Genomic DNA, 18,877 nt, shown 5'->3' on the forward strand with positions numbered 1-18,877 from the left:
GTATACAAAAAAATAGCATATTTTATATTGTGTGATACAAGCGACTTATCTATAAATTCGCTTGTATCGTTCTATTATTAAAAATTTTTAAATGCATCTTATCTATTTAAATTAGTAGATGTTACTATCTCCTACTCCTATAATATCAACCTGATTATCCTGATGACTTTCCTCTAACTGATAATATGTCAAATCTTCATTATTATTACCGAAAAGGTTATAAACACCAGTTAATAGCTTATTACTATCTTTAACAAATTGCATTATAGTAAAATAATCCTCTCTCATTATATCTATTAAAGATTTTCAGATAGCGGTAGCAGCAGCCATAAGTGCCGGTACCTTTTTATTGCATCAAATTTACTTATAACATGGTTGGTCTTGAAATTTTTTTTGGTAAAACCTATACTCATTAAATTATGGATTGTAGTAATATATTTATCTATAATATTACTTATTTCCATCATGTTGTTAAATACGTTTAATATAGGAGAGAAAAAATTTTCACGGTCTTCTGACGCTGGTTTTTCTATGTTCTGAGTTACATCTATCTTTTATCTTGAGAGAATTATCCTGTTTCACATTAAAAAACTTCAATGATGCCTTAAAATCCACGTCTTTTGTATAGACTTTCTGAATATTTAAAGCATGTAATATTGTAAATATTTTTTTAAGTTGGAACTAGAAATAAAATTATATGCATTTTTAAATAATAATTTAGTATCGGTTGCATATCGTGTAACTGCTTTTAATCCATTTACAAAGGAATATCCTGATGTTGTAAATTGAGCATGATTCATAGTGTTACTCCTGTTTTAAAATAATACAAATCATATATCACATGATTACCATATATTATGGTTGCAACACAATATATGGTAATCAGAGAGCGTCAATATCTAAAAATAAAATATATAATTTTATTTAATCAAAAGTCAGTATAACCGGAATTTTTCAAAGTTCACTTGGTACTTTAAAGTACAAAGCTAAGTATAATTTGACAAGAATTAGAGAGATGTAAGCTAATATGATGGTTTAAAGGTTTAGTAGAAGAGTAGACAAAACTATAAAATTAATGCGCAAGATACAAGAAAATTTTTACTCTATGTCATTCCCGCATTCGCGGGAATGACATAGAACTGGTTCCGCGAGCCATGCAACAACGCCTAAAAGCTGGAATCCAGTAAAAGCCAAAAAATCTTGATTTTAAAGATTTTTTAGCTTGGATCCCTGCTTTCTCATGGATGATATAGGAGAGCTTTTTAAAAATTATCCAATACTACACATAAGATTGCTCTAAGCATTGATTATAGTAGTAATGGGAATTAATAATCAAAACTTAAGCTTTGTACCTATAAGACCAACAGTACCTCGTGTTGTTTTAATAGGTGCTTCAGGGTAATATACAGGTTTACCTTTAGCTTGGAAATGAGAAATTTCAGCATATGGTAATAAACCAGGCATAATCTTATATTCAGTAGCGAGGCTCACAGCATCGACGGTGTTTTTATATCTTGAAGTTTTAATATATTCTAGACTTGTCTTTATAGGTCCTTGTCCATAAGCAACTGCGCCATTGTAATAATAGGTATCACGACCGACTTTATAATATTCCTTAGCGGTTAAGCTTCTACCTAAATTACCGTAAGAAGCCCCACAAGAGAAATTACCATAAGTAAATACAGCTCCAAGATTATATGCTTTTAAATTAGAAAGCTTATAGGTATTTAATACTTCTATTACCTTAGTGTCTTCCATTTTAGCATGAACAAGACGACGAGCAGGTTTACCATACTCTCCGGTAACAGATAATTTCAAGTCTGCATCTTCGCTAATTTCATGTTCATAAGTTAAGCCGGCAGAAAAAGCATCTCTAATATTCTGATTTATAGCCATAGTCTCGCCATTTCCTAAGGAAACCGTCTTTATTCCGGTTCTAGCAACACTAACCCCGTTTCTTCCTGAGCCTTCAAGAGTTAAATTATTTATATTTTTGTTACCGCCCGTATTAGCAGTATCGGGAGTATAAGAGATACCAGCCTGGAAGCCTTTCATTTTAGGTGTGAAAAAATTGAGTCTTCTAGCTTTTTCAGTTTTTTCATTGATTTGATTAAAAGAGTTCGAGTATGATTCAAGATAAAAGCTAGCACTAGTATCGAAATCTGGTTTTAAACCGTGAAACCTCATATATTGCCCATCAAGTAGAGCATATCTATACCATCCTCCGGTACCTGCGGTTACTTGAGAGCCTGTAATACGTAATTTAGAACTTGCATCGACAGGAGAACCTAATTCTACTTTACCGTAACTAGTTTTAATAAAGATATGTGATCCGTTATAACTTGCAGAGGTTTTTACTTTTGTAGTAGGCTGAAGCACTATTTTAGCACCTACTATTACATCATTGATAGTTTTAGAAACAGTTGCCGCAAACGCTCCTTCCGTGTAAAACCCTAACGTTTTCCTGTTATCAGTTACATTTTTATCAAATAAAATTAAATGATTCTGTTTAATATAACCGCTTTCAAATAAATAAAATCCTTCTAATTTTATTTCAGTATCAGAATTAGAAATAACAGGTGTCGAATTTTCTTCGGCAAGAGTAGCCGATGCAAAGCAAATAATACTTGCAGCTAATAATAATTTTTTCATCTTTAATAAAGTCCCTATAAACTTAAATAATCAAATTTACTATACAAAATAAATTTTTAGTATTGATATAAATATAAATCAACTACGCTAAAAGATAATAATACTTTTTAGAATTGACAATAAAAAACTATTTTAATTTGTAATAATTTAATTTAAAGTATATAATGTTGTATTATTATCACTATCTCAAGTAGTCCTAGACTTATAGTGTAAAAGAAAAATTTTGTATTATAAATGATTATGAGTTATAATCGTTGGTTTATTAATTAAATTAAGTTTTGATTATGGCTATAATGTCAGATAAGTGGATAAAGGAAGCTGTTATAAATCAAAGTATGATAAGTCCCTTTGCGGAAAAGCAGGTAAGAGTTCATAATAAAGAAAAAATTATTTCTTACGGTTTATCTTCTTACGGTTATGATGCTAGAGTATCTAATGAATTCAAAATATTCACCAATATAAATTCTACTACGGTTGATCCAAAAAATTTCAGTGAATATAATTTGGTTGATAGAGAAGTAGATGTGTGTATTATTCCACCTAATAGTTTTGCTCTTGGCCGAACTATAGAATATTTTAAAATACCGCGTGATGTATTAGTTATTTGTGTCGGCAAGTCCACTTATGCAAGATGCGGTATAATAGTAAATGTGACTCCGTTAGAACCGGAGTGGGAAGGACATGTAACTTTAGAGTTTTCTAATACTACTCCATTACCTGCCAAAATATATGCAAATGAAGGAGCTTGTCAGTTTTTATTTTTAAAGAGTGATCAAATTTGTGATACTTCATATGCCGATCGTCAAGGAAAATATATGAAGCAGGTAGGCGTAACTTTACCGTTAACCTAACTTTTTTATGTAAGAACCTGTTCACGATCTTGATTTTAAAGCTAATTAAAATCTTTTTAGCCGCAAATTATAAGATTTTTTTGAAATAAGAATACTGTTCCTACAAAAATCTTATTAATTTTCGCTTAAAAATCTGTTTCATTATCAATCAAAATAAAATCGTGAATAGGCTCTAAAAAATTATATTAAATTTTTAATAAGGATTTTTATGAGTACAATAAACACCGATACTAATGAGGCAATGCCGCATATTTCCGTTAACGCACAATATATAAAAGATTTATCTCTTGAGAACCCTTCTGCCCCGTCTTCTCTTGCGGCTTTAGATCAACGCCCTCAAATTGATTTATCTCTAGATATAAATATTACTAATTTATCAGAAGAAAATTTCTATGAAGTAGAGTTAAATATCGAAGCAACTGCAAGAAATGAAAAATATAAATTATTTCATATAGAATTAAAATATGCTGGAGTATTTAATTTAATTAATATTGATTCTGAACAACATCCGATTTTATTATCTGTTCATTGTCCGGCAATGATATTTCCATTTGCTAGAAAAATTATATCTAGCTGTACTCAAGATGCAGGATTCCAGCCTTTAATGATTGATCCTATAGATTTTGGTGCCTTATATCATAAGAAAATGTCAGAGCATCAAAACTAAGAAAATCATTTAATTATTTAATAAATTTCGTTTTCAACGCCATGGTTCTTAGGTCACAGATAGAGTTTAATAGTAAAAATTTTATCAATTTGATTAAATATTCTTTACCGATATAATTAATGAATGTATAAAGCACTAGATAAAAAATTATAATTTAGTTAACAATGATTAAGTGTAATTAAGTTATAGCACAATATAAAAATTGAATTTTATGGAGAAAAATAATGAGAGTTTTGTTAATTGAAGATGAGCTGGAAATGGCTAACTTAATTGAGCTAACTTTAGCTTCAGAAGGTATAGTTTGCGATAAAGCTTCAGTTGGTGTGGAAGGTTTAAGGATTGGTAAAGTCTGTGGTTATGATCTAGTGATTTTAGACATTATGTTACCGGATATTAATGGTTTTGAGATATTATTAAGATTGCGTGCTGCAAAAATAAAAACCCCAATCTTAATTTTATCTAGCTTAACGGATACGGATCAAAAGATTAACGGTTTCTATTCTGGAGCCGATGATTATTTAACCAAGCCGTTTGTAAGAGAGGAATTAATTGCTAGAATTAAAGCTATAGTTAGACGTTCGAAAGGTCATGCAGCATCAATATTTATGTTTGATAAGGTTAGCGTAAACCTAGATACTAGAACTGTAGAAGTTGACGGCAAAAAAGTACATTTGACGAACAAAGAATATGCTATTTTAGAGCTATTAATACTACGAAGAGGAACTATTTTAACTAAAGAAATGTTTTTAAATCACTTATATAGTAGTGTTGACGAACCGGAAATGAAAATTATTGACGTATTTATTTGTAAACTTCGTAAAAAGTTAAGTGATGCTGCTGGCGGTAGAGATTATATCGACACAGTATGGGGACGCGGTTATATGCTAAAAGAATATGATGAATTACAACAAAAAGAAATTTTAGCACAAGGAGCATAATTAATGCCTTTATCTACTTCTTTGCTTGGTAAAACAAGTACCTATAAAGATAGTTATGATGCGACTTTATTATTTAAAATTCCACGTATAAATAATCGAAACGCACTTGGAATAAATAGTAATAATCTTCCGTTTTACGGTGTAGATATTTGGAATACATATGAACTATCTTGTATTAATAAGAAAGGTAAGCCATGGGTTGGAGTAGGCACTTTTTATATACCGACGGATTCTGAAAACATAGTAGAATCAAAATCATTTAAACTATATCTAAATTCTTTTAATAATTTTGTTGTTGAATCAGTAGAAGAACTAGAAAGAATTATCTTGCAGGATCTAAGTAATGTTACACACGCTAAAGTAACAGGACGCATATTTCCTATAAATACAAAAATAGCATTTGGTGTTCCAAGCGGTAAAAATATCGATGCTTTAGATATAGTATGCAATAATTACGGTCCGCCCGATAATAGTTTAGTTGAGTATGAAGAGGTTTTAGTAGAAGAAGAGATTAATTCTAATTTACTAAAATCAAATTGCTTAGTCACTGGTCAACCTGATTGGGGTTCAATCGTTATAAAATATAAAGGAAAAAAGTTAAAACATGATTCTTTTCTGAAATATTTAATATCTTTTAGAAATTATCATGAGTTTGCAGAGCAGTGTGCTGAGCGTATTTTTACAGATATTAAAAATGCTATAAAGCCTGACTTTCTTTCTCTTTATATAGTATATACTAGGCGCGGAGGAATTGATATTTGTCCCTATCGTTCTACCGACAAAAGTTATAGTTTACCTAGCGATAAACGACTTATTAGGCAATAATCACTTTTCTAATCCATAAAAAATCCACTCGATGTCATATAGTGGTCAAAGCCACGGTGTTCAAAAACAACTTAAAATACTAATAGCTTTAGTATTTTAGACTGAATTCTGCCACAAGCTCGCAGGATGGTTTTTAACGTAATTGCAAGAAAATTACATAAGTAGTTGTACGTATGCAATCTCAAGAGTTTGTTATTATTTTATGAGTTTGCCACAATGCTTACGGCTGCAAAGCAATGACAATTTGCTATCAACGCAAAATAAGCGGGACAACAATCAAAGAATAATTCACGTAAGCAAGCTTTTCGCAGGATAGAAGTTAGTATAATTTGATGATTCTTTCATAGGATTTTTTGTGTAGCCTTGTAGGCTTTCCACTATTTTATTCAGGTCTATTTGACTACAGATCCCCAATAATACGGGATCACGAGGACGAATAGAATTCATATTCCAATGGCTACGAGTTCTAATAGCATCTATAGTAGCCTTAGTAGTGCCTATTAATTTAATTATTTGATGGTCTTGGATGTTCGGATAATTAGATAATAACCAATATATAGCATCCGGTTTATCTTGACGTCTTGCTATAGGGGTGTATTTAGCATGCTGTTTTTTCTGATTTTTCATCAATTCATCGGCAGGACTATATGAAATTTGTAAATTAGCATTAGAATCTTTACTGCAACGCTCAATTTCCTCTAAAGTTAACTGACCGTTTGCAATTGGATTTAAACCTTTTATAGATTGTGCTACTTCACCGTCAGCCATACCTTTTATTTCAAATTCATGAATACCACAAAAATCGGCAATTTGTTTAAAAGTTAAAGAAGTATTTTCAATTAACCACATAGCCGTGGCTTTTGGCAGAAGCGGTAATGTTTTTTGCGAATTCATGATCATTGTTTTTGGCTTAATTCAAGGAACTATAACAAATAGAGTGATTTAAGTCAATCTTCATTTAGAAACTTAACTATCTCCTCAACTACTTTCTTAGCATCGCCGAATAACATAAAAGTATTATCGTGATAAAATAGCTCATTTTCTATACCTGCATATCCTGAAGCCATAGAACGTTTAATAAACAAAATCGTACGTGCTTTTTCAGCATCGAGTACCGGCATACCATAAATTGGACTGTTCGGATCATTTTTGGCAGCAGGATTAGTTACATCATTTGCCCCAATCACAAGCACTACGTCAGTGGTAGCGAAATCTCTATTAATTGCTTCAAGCTCAAGTACTTTATCGTAATCTATATTAGCTTCTGCAAGTAAAACATTCATATGCCCCGGCATTCTACCTGCTACCGGATGTACGGCAAAACGTATATTAATATCTGAACATTCTAATATATCAACCATCTCTTTTATAATATGCTGAGACTGGGCTACTGCCATACCGTAACCGGGAACAATTATCACCGATGATGCATTAAGTAGTAAATGTGCCGCATCTTCAGGGCAGCTTGTTTTTACTATTTTATCGTCGTCTATATCATTGTGAAGTCCGGTAGGTGTAGGTAAAAATGCTCCAAAAATAACCTTGATTAATGAGCGATTCATAGCCTTGCACATTATATGGCTAAGTATAGCTCCGCTACTACCAACTAATGCTCCGGTAATAATAAGTAGGCTATTGCTAAGCGTAAAGCCTATACCTGCTGCCGCAAAACCTGAATAAGAGTTTAGCATTGATAATATAACGGGCATATCTGCACCACCTACCGGTATTATTAGTAATACTCCGATTAACAGCGATAAAAAGACTATTAGATTAAATAAAAATATATTTTCTGAACGAATAAAAGATATTACGAGAATAACTAATATTATTGCCGTTAATAAGCATATATATTGCTGACCGTAGAATTTTAACGGGCTACTTTTCATTAATCCTTGTAGTTTTAGAAAAGCTATAACCGAACCGCTAAAAGTTAAAGCACCAATAGAGACGCCTACTGATATTTCTATTAATGAATTAATCGTTAAACTTCCTGCTATTCCTATAGAAAAATTTTCAGGAGCAAGTATCGTAGAGTAAGCTACAAATACCGCAGCAAGACCGACAAAAGAGTGAAAACCTGCTACTAATTGAGGTATTGCCGTCATGGAGATTTTAAGTGCAATAATCCTTCCGATTATAGCGCCTAACAATATGGTTGCTATAATCGGTAATTTATGAGTAAAATCCGGAAGAAAAAAAGTAACGCCGACTGCTATTACCATTCCCAAGGTACCTATGGTAGTACCTAAACGTGCTTGTTTCTGTGAGGATAAGAATTTGAGCGATAGAATAAAGCAAACAGCCGCAACTAAGTATAATAACTGGATAATTTGTAGGGACATAGAGGTAATCATTATATGTTATTCCCGAGTTGCGTTGTTGCGTGGAAACTTATATCACGCCCGCGAAAGAAGAAACTAATCATAACATGAGATAAATCGAGCTTTTAATTTTAAAAATTTGCTGTATCTACACTTTTATTCTGGATTCCCGCTTTTGCGCTGGGGCATGACATAGAAAAGTGCCGTATATTCTTAAAAAGTAAATCCTATACCTATAGAAACTATTAAAGGATTAAGTTTCACTTTAGAGGTAATGGTTTTAGTACCTACTAAATTCGGTTTATACTCAAGTTTAGGATTTAAGAAAAATTGCCTTACGTCAATATTGATTAAAGTCTCATCTTTAGCATAAAAATCTACACCTATTTGTCCTACGGCACCGTATCCGTTTCTAATTTTAAGACCGGTAGCTTGCGTAAGCATATAAGAACCGTGATAACCTATGCCTATATACGGTCTTATTCCACCGTAAGGGGCTATATGAAATTGTCCGGTAACCGTTGCAGGAATCATATAAATAGGTTTGTGTTTTCCTAGTTTGACATTATCAACGCTATAATTATGAGCAACGGATGCAAGGGATGTATATTTAGTGCGTAAAACATTAAAGCCAAGCGATAATTCAGTAGCTAAATAATTGTTAAAGAATATAGTAGTAGATGCATCACCTCCATAACCGTTTTTTGCAACTTCTCCCACTGGAACAGGTTGAGGAGAGGTAGGCGTAGGTAGTACTTTTTGCTTAGCACTTGAGAAAACACCTCCTAGACGCATCTTGAAAACTAAATTTCCTTCGTTTTCGTAATACGGTGTACTATCATAATCAGGAGCAGAATCTACATCATCATACATGATTTTAGCAAAACTATTAATACTTATGCTGGATACAAACAAAATTATCCCTAATTTTTGCACTATTCTTAACATATTAATTATAACCTTTACTTGCTTAAAATTGATTACCGTATTAGTATATAAAATTTTTATTTATATATTTATACTATCGTTATAAATGATAGAATTCTTTTATGCTAAAAGTCAAGACATTTAAGTAACATTATAGAAATTATTGGAGCATATTAATGAATGATGCATTAAAAACATATTTAACAGGTATAGGTTGGTTTTTACTTAGTTTAGCAAGTAGTAGTGCCAATGATGTAATGTCTAAATATCTTGGGACTCGTTTACATAGCTTTGAAGTAGCTTTTTTTCGATTCTTTTTCAGTAGCATAGTTTTACTACCTTTTGTTGTGTATTACAGTAAAAATACCTTAAAAACAAGTCGTCCTTTTGTACATATATTAAGAGGATTATTATTATTTTTTGGTATGACTTCATGGACTTACGGTTTGACTATAGCTCCTGTTACTACCGCAACCGTTGTAAGTTTTTCTATCCCTTTATTTACTTTAACACTTGCCGTATTTTTTCTAAACGAAAATATTATTTGGCAAAGATGGGTAGTTACCGTAGTAGGATTTATAGGGCTTGTTGTTACGCTTAAACCGCATGCCCAGGATTTTAACCCAGAAATTTTGTATTTTGTATTAGCGGCTATTTCATTTGCTATGCTTGATATTATTAATAAAAAATTCATAATAAAAGAATCAATGATTAGCATGCTATTTTATTCGGCAATAGTAACTGCTATAGTGTCGCTACCTGTGGCATCGCAGTATTGGCTAACTCCTAGTGGTTTTGAATTAGCTTTATTATTCGTACTTGGTAGTAGCGGAAGCTTAATATTATTCTTTCTGCTTAAAGCTTTTTCCATGGTAGATGCAACCGCTACCGCTCCTTATAGATATTTAGAGCTCGTGATTTCGGCAATAACGGCATATTTCATATTTAACGAGTTTCCTGATAAAAATACACTTCATGGAGCAGTAATAATAATTCCTGCCACCTTATTTATAATATACTCCGAAAAAAAAGCTATGAGTAGAAAACATGAATCGCAGTAAGCTAGTATTTTCAAGCGGTATCGCTAACACTTTTGAATGGTATGATTATGTATTATTCGGTTATTTTGCACCCATAATAGGAGCAAAATTTTTCCCTAATTATGATGCTAATACTGCTTTACTGCAAGCTTTTTTAGTTTTTGCTATAGGTTATTTGGCAAGACCGTTGGGTGGCATATTTTTTGGTGTTATTGGTGATAGATTGGGACGCAAAGTAGCCTTAACTAGTGCGTTATTTTGCATGTCTTCCCCAACCGTATTAATAGGAATATTACCTACGTACCATACTATAGGTATAACTGCGACTATATTAATGATTTGTGTACGCATTCTACAAGGATTATCAATGGGAGGAGCTTTGACCGGTTCTATTTCTTTTGTTATTGAACATACTAGCCATAAACACCGAGGCTTTACCGGTAGTATTTCAATGTCTAGTATATGCTCCGGTTTATTGCTTGGTTCTTTTGTTTCTTATATTGTTAAGAATATCCTAACAGCTTCACAATTTGATAGTTTTGGCTGGAGAATACCTTTTTTACTTGGATTTTTTATTCTTTTTGCAGCATTTTATATTAAAAAAAATACACACGAAACACCGGATTTTAAAAATCTAAGAGAGCAGAAAAAGATTTTACAATCACCGTTAAAAAGAGTCATTACCAATCATTGGTTTGATATATTAATCTCGATTTTTATCAATGCTCCCGGTTCGATAATATTCTATCTAACTACAATTTACTTGGTATCGTTTTTAAAAATTAGCCGTAACTTTACTGAAAATGAGGTAAATAGCTTCGCTAGTGTATGTTATGTGATTATGATAGCCGTAACTTTATTAAGCGGTTATCTATCCGATATTATAGGTCGCAGGAAAATTTTTGTAATTAATCTGATAATAATTATTGTAACAACACCCTTTTTATTTCATAATTTTGAGAGCGGGGATTTCACAAGTGTAATTATTTCACAATTTATACTTGCTATACTGGCGGCTAGCTATATCGGTCCTGAACCGGCATTACAAGCAGAATTTTATCCTACAAATATACGTAACACTGCTCTCTCTATTTCATATAACACTGCTACAAGTATTTTTGGTGGTACTACGCCTCTTGTCTTTGAATACTTAGTACAAAAAACAGGGAATGTCACCTCGGCAATTTATTATGTCATATTAAGCTGTATTTTTGCATTGATCGCCTTATCTTTTTACAAAAATAGAAGTTTAGATACAATATGAAAAAATTACAAAACCTGCAAACATAGTTGAGTTTAATGATAAAATTGTAGTCTTGACACCTAAGAGTTCTTACTATGGCAATGCTTACGAACACAAAATAACTAAAAATGATTAGTTTTTGCTAGTATCTCACATGGTAGTATAAATCACTCAAAAACTGTTGAAAAAATAACTAGTAACGAGGCGATTTCAAGGATAGATATAGACTTATGCGGTACATGCCATCGCATTACTACAGCTGTAACGACTGACCAACTACGGCAAGAAGAAAACCGATCTTTAGAAATGAGACCTGCTTCTGCAAATGAGATAGCACAATTACAAAAGTGAGTACAAGATAATAAAATGATATTATCATGCCAAACCAAAGAAAAAACTAAAGATTCTAAGTGATTATTTGCAGAAAGAATTTGGGATGTATGCTAATGAAACTACAGCAGCGTCTTCTGATGAAGTACATACAGGTGAAGCGAATGAAAAGCTAGAATAAGAGCTGTGTTGTAAATAGTAAACGAATTTCCAAAATTCTTCTTGATTTAATAACAAATATGTGGCAAAAAGGGTTAGAAATAAAATTCTAAGCTACTATAGCTCAGGGGTAGAGCACTTCATTGGTAATGAAGAGGTCGGGGGTTCAATTCCCCCTAGTAGCACCACTGAAAATATATGTTATGATCAATATTCTTCTTTTTGTGCATATTACCATTGCAATATTGTTAATTATAGTTATTCTGATGCAGCGTAGCGGATCTGATGGAATTAGTAGTATAAGCGGTGGTAATAATATGGGGGTAGTTAGTGCTAAAACAGTCAGTAATTTTCTTACTAAAAGCACTATAATACTTACAACATTATTTTTAATAAATGCAATAGTACTTGCTAATCTTTCCTCAAAAAAGAAATCTGATTTAGTTTCTAAGATTAATGAAATTGAAGAAAATCAAGCAGAAAATAGTTTACCTATAGCTAAATAGTTACAGCTTTATCTTGATAATATCTCTCATACTTGTCATTGTCTACCTTTGTTGGTATTGCCAGCATGGATACACGAACGGTCGTTGCAAAGAGGCATTGTTGCGTAGACCGGTAAAACCTGCTGTGTCACCCCGTGGCTTGACAGAGGTAAAACTGATCTACGAAACAACAACTTACGAGGAGCAAGACGACGTGGCAATCCAAAAAAATAATTAAAGAAATTCTGATTTACAGGATTTCTTACTGGATTGCTTCGTCAAAACTTACAGTTTCTTCTCGCAATGATGACAAAACCGAATCATGCAACAAAGCTGCATGACAATAATTCACACAATAATTTTAGCAATGTCTATAGAATTTAATATAAAAGGCAAATTTTATGTCATTTTATGTACGTTTTTTACAGTCCTTATTATAGTAGGAAACTTAATATATCAAAAATTTGTTTACCTTAATATTTTTAATTTTTATATTCTTGAATTATCTATAGGAGCAATTTTTTACCCGTTAACTTTTTTATTAACAGATTTAATAGCTGAGTTTTATGGTAAAGCAAGAGCAAATTTTTGCGTGAAGCTTGCTATCATTTTTAATATAATAGTAGTTTTAATAATAAGTCTTATGGACAAATTGGAAGCGACTAATTGGTCTAAGGTTGATAACATAACTTTTAATCAAGTTTTTGGTTCATGTTATATATCTTTTTTAGCATCAACTTTTGCCTGTTATATAGCTCAACTTGTTGATATTAATATCTATTTATGGATACGTAAAATTACTCAAGGTAAATATTTATGGATAAGAAACAATTTTAGTACGGCAATTTCTTTATTTATTGATACTTTTATTGTAATTGGGATTATGAGCTTATTTAATATTGTTCCTTATGACCAATTACGTCATCTTGTACTCAATAGCTATTCGTTTAAACTATTTTTTACCGTATTTAGTACACCGATATTCTATTTGGCAGTTTGGTTGATACGCTTATCTATTAAGAGGTTTGATAAATCAGGATAAGATTCTCAAAAAACTATCCTGTATTTATCTTTACAAATTGACTTTTAACTTAACAAGTCCTTGATGGCTTTGATATTTTCTATGAGTATAATAATTATACTCAAGTAGAACATTTATATTTTTTCTGCTCATAAGCATATTACTACCTATATTATATCCAAGCTTAGGTTGCTTCGGTATAATAATTGTTTCTTGTAATATTTGTCCTTTAAAAGTTGCTTTTGCATTCACTTTTGTATTTTTATGATTGAAGTGACGCTCAATATTACCATACAAACTCGGTGTTAATACTACATTACTTATGGTTGCTATAGGTTTAAACACTATTTTACCGCCAATACTACTTTCAAATAATTGATTTGATTTCTTTTGAATCACTAAGTTTTCTATATCTACATTATACTCTTTATAGCTGCTAGCTCTTGAATAATCATATTTAAAACCGATATTAGGAATAAAATGTAAATCGTCTTTTGTACGATATTTATAATTTAATAAAGTTTGGAAGCTGAAATTATTGTTTTGATATTTTCCAACGATATTATTAATACTTTTAGATTTATTCTTAATATAATTATGACCATAAGATGTTATAGCCTGTAATGAGAAACCTTTATTGAGTTCTTTTAGACCGTAAATGCTGAAAAGATGAACGTTAACCGCTGTTTTTCCTAGTTTTTCATTATATTTAATTTTAGATTCTAAACGGCTATAAGCTATTCCGATCACATCATGACTATTGATAAATTCAATATCAGCTCCGATAGTTATGCCGGTGGTACGACCTTGATATTTTGGAATATTCTTCCAAGTTCCTTGTTTGTTCATACCGTATAAGCCGCTAATCCATACTCCTCTTGCGATAGTTGGTTCTTCATCACCGGTAGCTATTGCAGAAACCTTTAATCTATCACTTAAAATATTATGATGAACAGGTTTGTGAAGAGTTGAAGTAGCCTTAACTAATATTGCTACTTTCCTACTGGTGTCATCAGATACTTGTTGTCTCTGTGCTGCCTCATCTTGTTCCACGATTGCTTCAGTTTTGAATGACACACCAATATCTTCATCTTCACCTTCTAAAGCTATATCGTTTTTTAATTTTTCTTCCTCGGTTTCTTCTTGTTTACGTGTGGTCTTTTCTGTTTGTTCATCTTCTTCGGCTGCTAGACGTTTACGTTCTTGCTCTTGGCAGTTCTGCTCTTCTTGACGCTGACGGTTTTCATTTTCTTTGTGTTCAGCTTCATCTTCTGCATTTTCTGCTTTACGTTCTACCTCATCTTCTACCATTTTGCGATTTACTTCGTCTTGACGCTGACGGTTTGCTTTTTCTTTGTATTCAGCTTCATCTTCTGCATTTTTAAACATTGCAGCCATATCTTCTAGATATTCATCCTCTGCATTTTCTGCTTTACGTTCTACCTCATCTTCTACCATTTTGCAATTTACTTCGTCTTGTTTACGCTTCAGTTCTTCTTGACGCTGACGATTTGCTTTTTCTTTGTGTTCAGCTTCATCTTTTGCATTTTTAAACATTGCATCCATATCTTCTAGACGTTCTGCTTGTGCATTTTCTGCTTTACGTTCTACCTCATCTTCTACTATTTTGCGATTTACTTCGTCTTGACGCTGACGGTTTGCTTTTTCTTTGTATTCAGCTTCATCTTTTGCATTTTTAAACATTGCAGCCATATCTTCTAGACGTTCTGCTTGTGCATTTTCTGCTTTACGTTCTACCTCATCTTCTACTATTTTGCGATTTACTTCGTCTTGTTTACGCTTCAGTTCTTCTTGACGCTGACGGTTTGCTTTTTCTTTGTGTTCAGCTTCATCTTTTGCATTTTTAAACACTGCATCCATATCTTCTAGACGTTCTGCTTGTACATTTTCTGCTTTACGTTTTACCTCATCTTCTACTATTTTGCGATTTACTTCGTCTTGTTTACGCTTCAGTTCTTCTTGACGCTGACGATTTGCTTTTTCTTTGTGTTCAGCTTCATCTTTTGCATTTTTAAACATTGCATCCATATCTTCTAGACGTTCTGCTTGTGCATTTTCTGCTTTACGTTCTACCTCATCTTCTACTATTTTGTGATTTACTTCGTCTTGTTTACGCTTCAGTTCTTCTTGACGCTGACGATTTGCTTTTTCTTTGTGTTCAGCTTCATCTTTTGCATTTTTAAACATTGCATCCATATCTTCTAGACGTTCTGCTTGTGCATTTTCTGCTTTACGTTCTACCTCATCTTCTACTATTTTGCGATTTACTTCGTCTTGACGCTGACGGTTTGCTTTTTCTTTGTATTCAGCTTCATCTTTTGCATTTTTAAACATTGCATCCATATCTTCTAGACGTTCTGCTTGTGCATTTTCTGCTTTACGTTCTACCTCATCTTCTACTATTTTGCGATTTACTTCGTCTTGTTTACGCTTCAGTTCTTCTTGACGCTGACGGTTTGCTTTTTCTTTGTGTTCAGCTTCATCTTTTGCATTTTTAAACACTGCATCCATATCTTCTAGACGTTCTGCTTGTACATTTTCTGCTTTACGTTTTACCTCATCTTCTACTATTTTGCGATTTACTTCGTCTTGTTTACGCTTCAGTTCTTCTTGACGCTGACGATTTGCTTTTTCTTTGTGTTCAGCTTCATCTTTTGCATTTTTAAACATTGCATCCATATCTTCTAGACGTTCTGCTTGTGCATTTTCTGCTTTACGTTCTACCTCATCTTCTACTATTTTGTGATTTACTTCGTCTTGTTTACGCTTCAGTTCTTCTTGACGCTTTGCTGCTGCTTCTTGTTGTTTACGCTCTGCATCTCTTACCTCAGCATTCTCTAAGTTTTTTTTAGCTTGTTTTATCTCTTCTTGAGCATCTTCTAGCTCTTGTTTTTGTTTATTTGCTAACTCTTCTTTTTGTTTTGTTGCCTTTTTATCATAATCATCATCCCACTCATCATCAGAATCTTCGTCAGAACTATCCGCCTTCCTCTGTTTAGCAATTGTATTCTTGAATTTAATACGTTCTAATTTTTGTTCAGCTTTTTTAAGCTGCTCTCGAGCCTCGAATATTTCCTTAGAAATTAGTGGACTAGATTCTGCATTATCGTTTTTATTTTCTTTCTTCTTGTTTAAGTACTCTAAAGTTGTTTCTATTTTTCCTACTGCCTTTTTAGCATTTGTGAGCATTTCATCTACGTAGTCTTTGACAAGTTTTTCTTGTTGCTTTGCGATTCCGATTTTTTGTAATTCTGAAAGTAGTGTGTGATATTTTTGTTGTTTTGCTTTAAATTGTGATGCGTCTGCAGTTGATGTGAATTTTCCAGCTTTATTTTTTTTGCTCTTTAGTGTATTAGTTTCGTCACTTAGTGCATTTAGTGCTATTATTTCTTTCGGTGATAAATAATTCTGCCAATTATCATCCATATTATCTTGAGATTTTTTAGGTATTATTTTAAATGCTTGAACTGAATTTTCTATTAGTTCTTGTCCTTTTTCTTTTGCTAAGGCCAGTTGATCTTCAGCTCCTTTTAAATATCCTTGGCATGCTGTTGCATTTTTTATTGTATTGTCTTTTAGGAGACTGCTCATTTCACTAAATTTTCTTGTTGCAGCGTTAACTGCTTGCTCTAACTCATTCTTTGCTTTTGTTATTCTGTCAACATCGTTATTATTTGCATCCTGTGCATTTTGATTATCCTCTTTCCATCCTTTATTATTCTCATCGTGTGTGTTTGGATTATCATTTTGGTTATTTGGATTATGCATATTCTGTCTAACCCGATCCCACGCATTCAAATCTCTTGGTGTTTCGTGCTTTCTTCTTTCTAGCTCTTTTTGTATTGTTTCTGGATCTGATTTCCTTTGTACAAGTGCCTTCTTTAGTGCATCTACGAAAGGATCACCTTCTGTATTTTTGTTTAATTTTTGATTTCGTTCTTGTCTTCGCTCTCTGTCTATTTTGGTTATAAGAGCTTTTCGTATCCTGGTATTATGAGTCAATACGTCTACGATCAATCCTCGTTGTTCTGGAGTAGTGTTTTCTAAACCTTTTGCTAAAGTTTTACTTACAGTTTCATTACTTTCATTGCCATCAATATATATTATAGCTTTAGTTAAATTCTTTATTAAATCTGTTTCTTTATATTTTTGTAATATTCTAGTTAAATCTTGTTCAGTTATCGTACCATCATCATGGAGAAAAATTTTCTCTAGGATTTCATTATTTAAGTTATTTACTTGCTCTCTTACTTTTTTTGCTGAAAAAGGAACATTTTTTAAGTTTGTGTTGATCTTATTTTCATCGAGTATAAAACCTACTAATTGATTACTTGAAATTGTATCTAATTGCTTAGATAATTCTTTTAGTTTATCTTTTAATATTGCCTTACTGTGTCCGCATAATAAAATTTCAGAATTGTCATTTATAAATTTCAATTGTCCTAATATATCACCCTGTTGACTTAAAATTTTAGGTAGTTCTTTAGGTAATTTTTTTGATATATCTGTTGATACAGTCTTACCGTACGCACCTAGAATTTCAGAATTTTCCTTTATAAATCTTAATTGTCCTAATATATCACCCTGTTGACTTAAAATTTTAGGTAATTCTTCAGGTAGTTTTTTTGATATATTTGTTGATTCGGTCTTACCGTACGACCCCAGAATTTCAGAATTTTCCTTTATAAATTTTAATTGCTCTAATATATTCCCTTGTTGACTTAAAATGTCTTGTTTCCTTTGTGCATCGAGTTGCTCTAATGATAAAAGACGCAATATTGCCTCTTCATGACTTTCCTCAAAGAGCTTATTATCTAAGAAATCTCCTGTTTGTTTGTTTTTATTTGTAAACTGAGCTATATAAGGGTCATTTATAAACTCTTGGTATATTTTTTTTGCGTTATCTAAGATTGAATCTTCTCTCTTATTAAACAATGTAATAATGTTGTGCACACTAGTGTCAAGGTTCTGAAGTGTTAATTCTTGGCGTATCAAATATGCTATTACTTTTGGAAATTGTATTATTAGATTTTGTTTCCTATCATGTATATCAATTAATTTAGCGTATCTTTTACCTAGCTCTGTAGTAGGGGGATGCACTTCTGGTATTTTTGTTGATGAGGAAGATTTTTTACTGCTACCAGTGCTTTTTGATGACTCTGGTTGAGTAGTTTGTCCTCCACTACCAGTATTGTTTGATGACGCTGCTTGATATGTCCATCCCGGTGGAGGAAGAGGTGGTGGTGGTGGAGGTGGTGGTGGATTGCCGGCTGCTTCTGAACCGGTGGTAAATAAATTTATTGATATACTAATAATGAAAGAGTATGTCAACAATACTGATTTTAATTTGCCTGTTATACTCATTACTTAACCTCAATGATTATTTTTTGATAT

Annotated in this window: 14 protein-coding genes, 1 tRNA gene and 1 pseudogene; 10 read left to right on the forward strand and 6 right to left on the reverse strand. The window is 32.3% G+C overall.

Annotation, left to right across the window (positions count from 1 at the left end):
• Positions 1-111 precede the first annotated feature (111 nt).
• Both A1C_RS08320 and A1C_RS00485 read right to left on the reverse strand, forming a co-directional pair.
• Positions 112-288 (reverse strand): hypothetical protein, encoded by a 177-nt coding sequence (locus A1C_RS08320; protein WP_012013308.1) that lies wholly within the window; start codon positions 286-288, stop codon positions 112-114.
• A gap of 1,044 nt (positions 289-1,332) precedes the next feature.
• Positions 1,333-2,652: a porin gene (locus A1C_RS00485; RefSeq protein ID WP_012013310.1), complete on the reverse strand. Its 1,320-nt coding sequence runs from the start codon at positions 2,650-2,652 to the stop codon at positions 1,333-1,335.
• A gap of 284 nt (positions 2,653-2,936) precedes the next feature.
• Here A1C_RS00485 and dcd point away from each other — a divergent pair, with 284 nt between their 5' ends.
• The 4 genes from dcd to queF all read left to right on the forward strand — a co-directional run bounded on the left by dcd (position 2,937) and on the right by queF (position 5,933).
• Positions 2,937-3,503: a dCTP deaminase gene (gene dcd, locus A1C_RS00490; RefSeq protein WP_012013311.1), complete on the forward strand. Its 567-nt coding sequence runs from the start codon at positions 2,937-2,939 to the stop codon at positions 3,501-3,503.
• Between the two features lie 208 nt (positions 3,504-3,711).
• Entirely contained in the window at positions 3,712-4,170 is a 459-nt protein-coding gene (gene secB, locus A1C_RS00495; protein ID WP_012013312.1) for a protein-export chaperone SecB, read from the forward strand.
• Positions 4,171-4,394: 224 nt separating this feature from the next.
• A complete protein-coding gene (gene ctrA / locus A1C_RS00500; RefSeq protein WP_012013313.1) occupies positions 4,395-5,108 on the forward strand; it encodes a response regulator transcription factor CtrA in 714 nt (237 codons plus the stop codon).
• A gap of 3 nt (positions 5,109-5,111) precedes the next feature.
• The gene (gene queF / locus A1C_RS00505) at positions 5,112-5,933 is read left to right on the forward strand and encodes an NADPH-dependent 7-cyano-7-deazaguanine reductase QueF (RefSeq protein WP_012013314.1); all 822 of its coding nucleotides are present in this window, start codon (positions 5,112-5,114) and stop codon (positions 5,931-5,933) included.
• 288 nt (positions 5,934-6,221) lie between these two features.
• On the opposite strand, the gene A1C_RS00510 is transcribed toward queF, so the two are convergent.
• The 3 genes from A1C_RS00510 to A1C_RS00520 all read right to left on the reverse strand — a co-directional run bounded on the left by A1C_RS00510 (position 6,222) and on the right by A1C_RS00520 (position 9,205).
• Positions 6,222-6,827, reverse strand: a complete 606-nt coding sequence (locus A1C_RS00510; RefSeq protein WP_012013315.1) for a cell cycle transcriptional regulator TrcR — start codon at positions 6,825-6,827, stop codon at positions 6,222-6,224.
• Between the two features lie 53 nt (positions 6,828-6,880).
• Positions 6,881-8,278, reverse strand: coding sequence for an NAD(P)(+) transhydrogenase (Re/Si-specific) subunit beta (locus tag A1C_RS00515; protein ID WP_012013316.1), 1,398 nt, complete (start codon positions 8,276-8,278; stop codon positions 6,881-6,883).
• 192 nt (positions 8,279-8,470) lie between these two features.
• A complete protein-coding gene (locus A1C_RS00520; protein WP_012013317.1) occupies positions 8,471-9,205 on the reverse strand; it encodes an OmpW family outer membrane protein in 735 nt (244 codons plus the stop codon).
• A 155-nt stretch (positions 9,206-9,360) separates the two neighbouring features.
• Between A1C_RS00520 and A1C_RS00525 the strand changes: the two genes are divergently transcribed.
• From A1C_RS00525 to A1C_RS00550, 6 genes and pseudogenes are all read left to right on the forward strand, one after another.
• A complete protein-coding gene (locus A1C_RS00525; protein WP_012013318.1) occupies positions 9,361-10,245 on the forward strand; it encodes a DMT family transporter in 885 nt (294 codons plus the stop codon).
• Complete coding sequence (locus A1C_RS00530) at positions 10,232-11,488, forward strand: MFS transporter (RefSeq protein ID WP_012013319.1); 1,257 nt, start codon at positions 10,232-10,234, stop codon at positions 11,486-11,488. Before A1C_RS00525 ends, A1C_RS00530 begins: the two co-directional genes overlap by 14 nt.
• A 285-nt stretch (positions 11,489-11,773) precedes the next feature.
• A pseudogene (locus A1C_RS00535) lies at positions 11,774-11,978 on the forward strand (hypothetical protein).
• Positions 11,979-12,069: 91 nt separating this feature from the next.
• Positions 12,070-12,144: transfer RNA gene (locus A1C_RS00540), tRNA-Thr, on the forward strand.
• Positions 12,145-12,159: 15 nt separating this feature from the next.
• Entirely contained in the window at positions 12,160-12,462 is a 303-nt protein-coding gene (gene secG / locus A1C_RS00545) for a preprotein translocase subunit SecG (protein ID WP_012013322.1), read from the forward strand.
• A gap of 346 nt (positions 12,463-12,808) precedes the next feature.
• Entirely contained in the window at positions 12,809-13,483 is a 675-nt protein-coding gene (locus tag A1C_RS00550) for a queuosine precursor transporter (protein WP_041816808.1), read from the forward strand.
• A gap of 30 nt (positions 13,484-13,513) precedes the next feature.
• On the opposite strand, the gene A1C_RS00555 is transcribed toward A1C_RS00550, so the two are convergent.
• Positions 13,514-18,847 (reverse strand): autotransporter domain-containing protein, encoded by a 5,334-nt coding sequence (locus A1C_RS00555; RefSeq protein WP_012013324.1) that lies wholly within the window; start codon positions 18,845-18,847, stop codon positions 13,514-13,516.
• Positions 18,848-18,877 lie beyond the last annotated feature (30 nt).

This window comes from Rickettsia akari str. Hartford (genome assembly GCF_000018205.1).
GTDB lineage: Bacteria > Pseudomonadota > Alphaproteobacteria > Rickettsiales > Rickettsiaceae > Rickettsia > Rickettsia akari.